Origin of the sequence: Duganella sp. Dugasp56 (assembly GCF_047304105.1) — a bacterium.
Taxonomy (GTDB): Bacteria; Pseudomonadota; Gammaproteobacteria; order Burkholderiales; family Burkholderiaceae_D; genus Rugamonas; species Rugamonas hordei.
Genome location: NZ_JBGLYQ010000012.1, coordinates 161,892 through 168,892, shown reverse-complemented (window position 1 = coordinate 168,892; position 7,001 = coordinate 161,892). Strand labels below are relative to the sequence as shown.

Below are 7,001 nucleotides of genomic sequence, written 5' to 3'. Positions count from 1 at the left end.
GACCGAATATACGTGAGCAGTCGTACCTGAAAGTCAAAGACGGAATGTTTGCAAACGAGGAGGAGTCCATATACAGACGCTGACGAAACAATTCGTGGTTTTAACACGAGATAGACAATGAATGAGAGGGCAGTATGTCATCCGCAGTTGTATTGGCCGATGGTAGAGTATTGTTGAGATCCAATCTCGCAGTCAGCAGTATGTTCTGGCTGATTGCGGAGGAAATTCATTCCAAACAACTAGCTCTCTGGTTTTTTGATTTATCTGATAGGCCAAGCGGGTATCTTGATTTTGACGTTCGCAGCCTGACCCTGCACGATCAGATTGATTTCTGGTCTGCCGCTGATCGAGCGTTGAGCAAGCTGATGGAGGAGCACGGCCCAGACTTCCTAGCGCGTGAAAATGCGTATGGGGCAAACTGTTTAGCTGGGCTCCTCGACATGCGAAAGAGAGAACTAGCTGGCGAACCCCCTTTGTCGCTCAGCGACTTTTCGGAAGTTTGTGACTGGGACAATCAAAAAGTGGATCTTTCAGATCTTTGGTCTAGTGAAGATGCGATGGCGGCATTTGCATCTGCTGCTGACCTGTAGGCTGGTACCGGCCAGAAGCTGTCGCTGTCCGATAGCAATATTATTGCAAGATTGTGTATTGCCGAAGATCGAAGTGAGGTTACTATTAAAATATTGGTATGGACGATCCGTAGAATTGCTCAAATATTCTTGCATACCGAATTAGAGCGCGTGACGGTGGAGATCCAAAGAGTTCATCGTTCATTGGAGATGGGAGTTTTCGCACGCCCACCTCTATGCGCGCAACAGATGCTAGTTTCTGCCGAAGACCACAGGGCATCCAGACATCAAGGGGTAGATTTTCATGCGATTGCGAGGGCCATATTTGTAAGGGTAATTTATGGCCGTCGTGAAGGGGCTAGCACTATAGTTCAGCAAGTAATTCGAGTTCTCAATAATGAATATGAGATTTCATTTCGGCGAAAATTAAAGGAAATTTCATTGGCATTATTGGTTGTGGAAAGATTTGATAAAATAATATTTCCTGCAATATATCTATCCATTGGTTATTATGGGGCCGGGATGGTGGGTTATCAGAATGCCTGCAAGAAAATAGGGGTGCCATGCTCAGAGGAAAATATTCTAATTGCCGCAAAAATTGTTGCTAGACTAAAATATCCACAACCAAAGAATTTTTGCGAAAAGAGAAATATTAAGATATTACAGAGAGAAAAGCATTTAATTAAATTGCACAAAAGACACTCACTTCTGGGACTTCATGAATATCTCGACCCTCGGCCCATTCGCTTTGGCAAACGATCATTTGCAAGATTTGGTTCATCATCCTAATCCAGATATTTTCAAGAAAGCAGTCCTCGCTTCATCCATGCGAGACCGCGAAAGCTTAGTTAGACTTTGGCTTACCGAAGGAATTCCGTATGCTTTTAAAAATAGCGCAGGAACTTATGATGAAATGAGAGAGTGGCTTGCAGCCAGGTTGATGGTTCACATCAAAGATGTAACGCTTGTGGGAAGTGGGCGCATAGGGTTTTCGATGAAGCCTCTCTTTTTTGGGCGCGAGTTCAACAAATCATCAGATTTGGATTTAACAATTGTTAATCTAGCGCTTTTCCAGAATTGCCAAGCTGACGCAGCAAAATTTGCTAATGATTTCTCTAATAAATTGATATCTCCAAATAACGAAAAACAGGAAACTTATTGGAAAGATACCATTCTACGGCTACCAAATATTGCAAAATTTGGTTTTGTTGATACAAGCCAATTTCCAGGTAATGAAAATTACCTTTCTATCCGAAATGTCAATGATACGATGTCGCGGCTTCAGAAGCGACTCGAAAAAACGAAGGGCGTCCCTGCGCCAAAGAAAATAACTGCGAGAATTTATCGAGACTGGAACGCCTTAATAAGGCGGGTGTCTTTTAATCTTGAAAGTGCAAGAAAAGAATTGTCGAAACCCTTAGATGTAGTTGAGTGACATCTGTACCAAATGCGAGGTTCGAAAAGGGGCGCGAGCCGCCGATCGTCTGACGGAATGTGTAGCTCGCCCTGTCTTTTCTCAGCCACTGTATCTTTTGGTTTCGGGGCTTCCCGCAGAACGCCGTCACCGGTGGTGGGATCGTTATTGCACCTTCATTGCTGCGCCGGATTCCGGGTTGTTCGCCGGTGGCGCGGATAGTGCGTTGCGCGGCTTGTTGGCTGCCGTGCGCTTTTGATCATGCAGCCCGTCGCGTGGCGGCGCGTTTCCTCCAGCCGCGATGTGTACTCCAGGATCTCGCCGCCGAAGGTCGGGCGCCGTCCATTGGCGGCGGATATTCGTTCAGGAGACGACGATGCGCGGCGTGCCTTCGGCCATACGGCCGATCACCGCCGCTTCGCCGAAGCCTTCGCGGTGGAACAGGGCCAGCACTTCGTCCACGCTGGCCGGATCGCACGACACCAGCAGGCCGCCCGAGGTTTGCGGATCGGTCAGCAGCATGTGCTGCGCCTGCGTGATCGATGGCGACAGCTGCACGTCCTTGCCATAGCCTTCCCAGTTGCGGCCGGAGGCGCCGGTGAAGTAGCCCTCGTGCGCCAGTTGCTCGACGCCCGGCAGCAAAGGGATCTTCGCCATGTCCAGCTGCGCTTCCAGCTTGGCGCCGCGCGCCAGTTCCAGCAGGTGGCCCAGCAGGCCGAAGCCGGTGACGTCGGTCAGCGCGTGCACGCCAGCCATCTCGGACAGGGCCTTGCCTGGCTTATTCAGCTTGGTGGTGTTGGCGATCATGGCTTTGTAGCCATCGGCATCCAGCTTGTCCTTCTTCAGCGCGGCGGACAGCACGCCCACGCCCAGCGGTTTGCCCAGGATGAGCGTGTCGCCGGCCCTGGCGTCGGCATTGCGCTTGACCTTGGACGGATGCACCAGGCCCAGCACCACCAGACCGTAGATCGGTTCGACCGAGTCGATGGTGTGGCCGCCCGCGATAGGAATGCCGGCTTCGGCGCAGATCGATTCGCCGCCCTTGATGATCTGGCCGATGGTCTCGATCGGCAGTTTGTTGATCGGCATGCCGACCAGTGCCAACGCCATGATCGGCGTGCCGCCCATCGCGTAGACGTCGGAGATGGCGTTGGTGGCGGCGATGCGGCCGAAGTCGAACGGATCGTCGACGATGGGCATGAAGAAGTCGGTGGTGGCGATCAGCGCCTGCTCGTCATTGAGCTTGTAGACGGCAGCGTCGTCGGCGGTCTCGATGCCGACCATCAGTTCCTTCGGCACCGGGAAACCGGTGGAATTCTTCAGTATCTCCGACAGCACGCCGGGCGCGATCTTGCAGCCGCAGCCGCCGCCGTGGGAGAACGAGGTCAGTTTGATAGCGTCATTGCTCATTTTGATTTCCTTGATTGGTCTTGTGTTGAAGCAGATTATCCACCAACTCCAGCAATGCCGCCTGCTCGGCCGCTGGAGCGAAGAGGGGAGCGCGGGCGTCGCACTGCGCGCGCAGGTGCGCATGAAAGTCTTGGTCCTGCACCGCGCGGTCGATCAGGCGCGCCAGCGCGGCGGCGTCGCCGGGCGGGAAATAGCCGGCGTAGTCGTCGCCCAGCATGCCGCGATTGCCGCTGATGTCGCTGGCCAGCACCGGCACGCCGCTGCAGACAGCTTCGATGATGACGTTGGCGCCGCCTTCCATGTGCGAGGTGATCGCCATCAGATAGCTGCGCTTCAGGCGCTGGCGCGTGGCGGCGTGCGGCAGGGCGCCCAGCCAGCGGTAGCGCGGCTGCGCGGCGGCCGTCGCTTGCGCGGCTTCTGCCAGTTGCGGTTCCAGCGCGCCGCCAATGTGGACCAGGCGCACCTTGGCCGCCGTGACCAGTCCGGCGGCACGCATGAAGGTCAGCGGATCTTTTTCGGCGCGCAGGTGGCCCACCATGACGATGTCGGCGTGGCGCCGCGCGGCTGGTGCTCGGGCGGGCCGCAGCGTTGGCGCAGACTGGAAGATGACGCTGGCCTTGGCGCGCAATGGCGAGGGCAGGGCATCCATGCCGGCCGGCTGCAGCAGCACCAGCGCGCTGGCCTGCCGCAGCGAGCGCTGGGCGCTGGCGTCGGTCTCGATGTCGCGGTATAGATCGGTGCCGGTGAGCAGCAGGATGGACGGGCGGTCCGGATGCTGCTCCGCATAGGCAGCCAGCGACGGCGCGGAGCGGCGCGCGTGCAGCGCGATCAGCAGGTCGGGAGGCCTGGTATGGGCCGCATTGCCCATCTCGTCCGGGTCGGGCCATTGTTGCGAAATCGTTACCTTGTAGCGCGTGCGCAGAAAACGCGCCCAGCGGCTCGCGCTCTGCCAATTGCCGTTGTTGGCGCGCGCCGAGGCGGGGCTGACGATCCAGATGTGGTGTGCGGTCACTGGTGTTTTGCCTGGAAATCGTTACAATCGGCCCATGAATTCAAGTCCATCTTCCTTCAGAATCGCCACGCCCCGTCAACTGGCGGAGGCGCTGCGGCATGCGCGGGATTATACGCTGTCGCTGTTCGAATGCTTTGCCGCCGCCGGCATGGACGTGTCCGAGCGCGTGCCGCAGCTGCGCATCGTCAATCCGCCGTTGTGGGAGCTGGGCCATATCGCCTGGTTCGCCGAGTGGTTCATCCTGCGCGACGCCGCTTCCAGCGATCCGGCCGATGCCGTCGGCAACTGCCTGCTGACCCGCGGCGACGGCTGGTTCGACTCCGCGCGCGTGCCGCACCGCAGCCGCTGGACGCTGGACCTGCCCAGCGCCGGCGCGCTGAAGACCTATTGCCACGAAGTGCTGGACCGCGTGCTCGACAAGCTGTCGCGCGAGCCGAACGACGATGCGGCGCTGTATCCCTACCGGCTGGCGCTGGCGCACGAGGACATGCACGGCGAGGCGCTGCTGTACACGCTGCAGACGCTGGGCCTGGCCGCGCCGGAGCGGGCGCCGCGCGACGAGCAGGCCTTGTTTGCGCCGTCCGAGATCGGCTTCCCCGGCGGCACCATCCAGCTGGGCAGTGCCGAAGGCCACGGCTTCGCCTTCGACAACGAACGCCAGGCGCATGCGCACCGCGTGACGCCGTTCGCCATCGACAGCACGCTGGTCAGCAACGCGCAGTACGCCGACTTTGTCGCCGACGGCGGCTATGACAACCGCCAGTTCTGGAGCACCGCCGGCGCCGACTGGCTGATGCGGCAGGATCGCTCGGCGCCGCGCTACTGGCAGCGCGACGGAGGCCAGTGGCGCACGATGCGCTTCGGCCAGCTCTCGACGCTGGCCGGCGCAGAACCGGTGCGCCACGTGAACCTGTATGAAGCGCAGGCTTACTGCGCCTGGGCCAACCGCCGCCTGCCGACCGAGGCGGAGTGGGAATATGCCGCGCTGTCCGGCCATCCGGCCTTCCGCTGGGGGCAGTTGTGGGAGTGGACGGCGTCGCCATTCGAGCCTTATCCGGAGTTCCAGGCAGACCGCTACCGCGAATATTCCGAGCCCTGGTTCTCCACGCACCAGGTCCTGCGCGGCGCCTCGTTCGCGACGCCGTCGCGTTTCGGATCGGCCAGGTTCCGCAACTTCTTCATGCCCGAGCGCGACGACATCTTCGCCGGTTTTCGTACCTGCGCCTGGCCCGGATAGTCTTTTAGCGAGGGCTCTGCTATCCTTTTCTTTTTCCAGAAAAGGGCGCATCCCATGAAGTTCAAGCATCTCCTGATTTCCGCCGCCGTCCTGGGCGCCCTGGGCGCGGCGGCACCGTCGTTCGCCGACGCCGGCAAGGTCGTCGCGATCCGTGCCGGCAAACTGGTCGACGTGGTGGCCGGCACGGTGCTCAAGGACCAGACCATCATCATCACCGGCGATCGCGTTACCTCGGTCGGCCCGAGCGCATCGGCCAAGGTGCCGGCCGGCGCGCAACTGATCGACCTGTCGTCGCAAACGGTGCTGCCAGGCCTGATCGACATGCATACCCACCTGACCGGCGACCCTTACCTGGGCGGCTACAACGCGCTGGGCGTATCCGACACGCGGGCCGCGCTGTACGGCGTGCGCGCCGCGCGCAAGACGCTGGAAGCTGGTTTCACCACGGTGCGCAATGTCGGCGCCAGCGGCTTCGGCGACGTCGCGCTGCGCGACGCCATCAACGACGGCGATTTCATCGGCCCGCGCATGCGCACGGCCGGTTACGCCATCGGCATCCAGGGCGGCCATTGCGACGAGAACCTGCTGCCGGCGGAGATGAAGTTCACCAGCCGCGGCGTGGCCGACGGTCCATGGGAGGCGCGCGCCAAGGTGCGCGAGATGGCCAAGTACGGCGCCGACGTGATCAAGATCTGCGCATCGGGCGGCGTGCTGTCCAAGGGCGACGAGCCGGGCGCGCAGCAGTACACGCTGGAAGAGATGCAGGCCATCGTCGGCGAGGCGCATAAGCTGGGCCGCAAGGTGGCGGCGCATGCGCACGGCACCAGCGCCATCCGCGACGCGATCATCGCGGGCGTCGATTCGGTCGAACATGCGAGCCTGATCGACGACGAAGGCATCCGGCTGGCGCGCGAGAAAGGCACCTACCTGGTGATGGACATCTACAACGACGACTTCATCCTGCAGGAAGGCGAGAAGGCCGGCATGCTGCCGGAATCGATCGCCAAGGAAAAGGTCATCGGCCAGCTGCAGCGCGATAACTTCCGCAAGGCCTTCACCGGCGGCGCGAAGATGGCGTTCGGTACCGACGCCGGCGTCTACCCGCATGGCGACAACGCCAGGCAGTTCGCCTACATGACCAAGTACGGCATGACGCCGATGCAGGCGATCCAGGCGGCGACCATCAACGCGGCCGACCTGCTGGGCTGGAAGGACCGGGTCGGTTCCATCAGCGCCGGCAAGTTCGCCGACATCATCGCCGTGAAGGGCGATCCGTCCGAGAACGCTTCCGAACTGACCAAGGTGACGTTTGTGATGAAGGGCGGCGAAGTAATCCGCCGCTAGGCTGCATAGGGTCTG

7 protein-coding genes are annotated in these 7,001 nt (G+C 59.8%); 5 read left to right on the top strand and 2 right to left on the bottom strand.

The window, feature by feature from the left end; translation table 11 throughout:
* Positions 1 to 134 precede the first annotated feature (134 nt).
* From ACCD07_RS10985 to ACCD07_RS10975, 3 genes are all read left to right on the top strand, one after another.
* Positions 135 to 590, top strand: a complete 456-nt coding sequence (locus ACCD07_RS10985) for a hypothetical protein (RefSeq protein WP_413447366.1) — start codon at positions 135 to 137, stop codon at positions 588 to 590.
* 129 nt (positions 591 to 719) lie between these two features.
* The gene (locus ACCD07_RS10980; protein ID WP_413447365.1) at positions 720 to 1,358 is read left to right on the top strand and encodes a transglycosylase domain-containing protein; all 639 of its coding nucleotides are present in this window, start codon (positions 720 to 722) and stop codon (positions 1,356 to 1,358) included.
* Positions 1,288 to 2,004, top strand: a complete 717-nt coding sequence (locus tag ACCD07_RS10975) for a hypothetical protein (protein ID WP_413447364.1) — start codon at positions 1,288 to 1,290, stop codon at positions 2,002 to 2,004. The genes ACCD07_RS10980 and ACCD07_RS10975 overlap by 71 nt, the downstream gene beginning before the upstream one ends.
* A gap of 342 nt (positions 2,005 to 2,346) precedes the next feature.
* Here the strand turns inward: ACCD07_RS10975 and selD are convergent, their stop codons facing one another.
* Together selD and senB are read right to left on the bottom strand one after the other, a co-directional pair.
* Positions 2,347 to 3,393 (bottom strand): selenide, water dikinase SelD, encoded by a 1,047-nt coding sequence (selD, locus tag ACCD07_RS10970; RefSeq protein WP_353402281.1) that lies wholly within the window; start codon positions 3,391 to 3,393, stop codon positions 2,347 to 2,349.
* On the bottom strand, positions 3,383 to 4,405 hold the full coding sequence (gene senB, locus ACCD07_RS10965; protein ID WP_413447363.1) for a selenoneine biosynthesis selenosugar synthase SenB: 1,023 nt from the start codon (positions 4,403 to 4,405) through the stop codon (positions 3,383 to 3,385). The genes selD and senB overlap by 11 nt, the downstream gene beginning before the upstream one ends.
* A gap of 34 nt (positions 4,406 to 4,439) precedes the next feature.
* Between senB and senA the strand changes: the two genes are divergently transcribed.
* Both senA and ACCD07_RS10955 read left to right on the top strand, forming a co-directional pair.
* A complete protein-coding gene (gene senA, locus ACCD07_RS10960; protein WP_413447362.1) occupies positions 4,440 to 5,642 on the top strand; it encodes a selenoneine synthase SenA in 1,203 nt (400 codons plus the stop codon).
* A gap of 54 nt (positions 5,643 to 5,696) precedes the next feature.
* Positions 5,697 to 6,986: a metal-dependent hydrolase family protein gene (locus tag ACCD07_RS10955; protein ID WP_353402287.1), complete on the top strand. Its 1,290-nt coding sequence runs from the start codon at positions 5,697 to 5,699 to the stop codon at positions 6,984 to 6,986.
* The last annotated feature ends 15 nt before the right edge of the window (positions 6,987 to 7,001 follow it).

What these genes read in the sequence shown, in the direction of transcription:
- ACCD07_RS10985 (WP_413447366.1), top strand. Translation starts at nt 135, where the DNA reads ATGTCATCCGCAGTTGTATTGGCCGATGGTAGAGTATTGTTGAGATCC.
- ACCD07_RS10975 (WP_413447364.1), top strand. Translation starts at nt 1,288, where the DNA reads ATGAATATCTCGACCCTCGGCCCATTCGCTTTGGCAAACGATCATTTG.
- selD (WP_353402281.1), bottom strand. Translation starts at nt 3,393, where the DNA reads ATGAGCAATGACGCTATCAAACTGACCTCGTTCTCCCACGGCGGCGGC.
- senA (WP_413447362.1), top strand. Translation starts at nt 4,440, where the DNA reads ATGAATTCAAGTCCATCTTCCTTCAGAATCGCCACGCCCCGTCAACTG.
- ACCD07_RS10955 (WP_353402287.1), top strand. Translation starts at nt 5,697, where the DNA reads ATGAAGTTCAAGCATCTCCTGATTTCCGCCGCCGTCCTGGGCGCCCTG.